Here is a 1,216-nt window from a genome sequence, read left to right on the forward strand (position 1 = left end):
CTGGTCGCCCTGCCAGAAAAATTCCGTGGTCAGGCAGTCCACGGTCTTGCTGATGCGTCGGCCAAAGGCGTCGTAGCGGTAGGACGTTTCGCGGCCATCCGCCGTGGTGACGCCGATCAGGCGGTGCTGGCTGTCGTAGCGGTAGGCGCTGACCAGGGCCTGGCCGCGGCGTTCGCGGATCAGGTTGCCGAAGGCGTCGTAGTCGTAGTGGCGGTCGCCCTCCTTCAGCAGGCGGTTGCCCTTGAGGGTGGTCGGGCCGGGGCGGTCCTGCATCAGCAGGTTGCCGGCCGGGTCGTGGCAGAAGTGTTCCGGCGGCTCGCTGTGGGAAAAGTCGATGCGGGTCAGGCGATCCAGCGGGTCGTACTGGTAGCTGCGGCGGTTTCGGTTGTCGGAAAGGGTTTGCAGGTTGCCCTTGGCGCTGTAGGCATAATCGCGCCAGAACAGTTGCTGCTGTCGGCTCTGCCACACGGTCTGGGCCTTGAGACGGCCCTGTTCATCGTAGTCGTAGTCACTGAGCAGCCGGCCCTGCTGGCGTTGCCGTTCGCGCCCGCCGTCAAAGCGGTGTTCGGTCAGGCGTGAGCCGTTGAGGTCGATGGCGGTCAGTGCGCCGCCTGGGGCATGGTGGTAGTCGAGCTGGCTGTCGTCCGGCAGGCGCAGGTGGTTGAGCCGCCCGCAAGCGTCGTAGCGATAACGCAGGGTGCCCCAGCCCTGGTGTTCGCAAACCAGCCGATCCTGGGCGTCGTACTCGAAGGCCAGCGGATGATCGCTGCCGTCGTTGACGTGGACCAATCGGCCCAGCTCGTCGTAGCGGTATTCGATGGCCTGGCCGTCGGGCAAGGTCTTGACCCGCAGCCGCCCAGCCGCGTCGCGCTGGTACTGGGTGAGCCGTTGCGAACCGTCCTCGCCGTGCTCGGTTTTTTCCAGCAGGTGGCCATTGAGATCATAGGCGTAGGCGATGCGTTGGCCGTCGAAGCCGACTTGCTGTCGGATCAAGCCGTTGGGCGTGTAGTCCAGCTGATATTTTTCGCCGGATTCGTTTTCGATTTCGGTCAGCAACAGCCGCGCCGAGTCGTAGCGGTACTTCAGCTCGCTGCCGTCGGGGTTCAGGCGGCGGCTGACCAGGTGCAGGTCGTCGGCGTATTCGTAGCGGGTGACCCGCCCTTGTTCATCGCACTCGGCGGTGACCTTGCCGTAGGCGTTGTAGCGCCAGGTCCGG

1 pseudogene is annotated in these 1,216 nt (G+C 65.1%); it reads right to left on the reverse strand.

Annotated features, from left to right (window positions below):
- Nucleotides 1-1,216, reverse strand: a pseudogene (locus tag KGA89_RS29585) (type IV secretion protein Rhs); the annotation flags it as partial.

Source organism: Pseudomonas sp. A-RE-22 (genome assembly GCF_019956035.1).
Lineage (GTDB): Bacteria > Pseudomonadota > Gammaproteobacteria > Pseudomonadales > Pseudomonadaceae > Aquipseudomonas > Aquipseudomonas brassicacearum.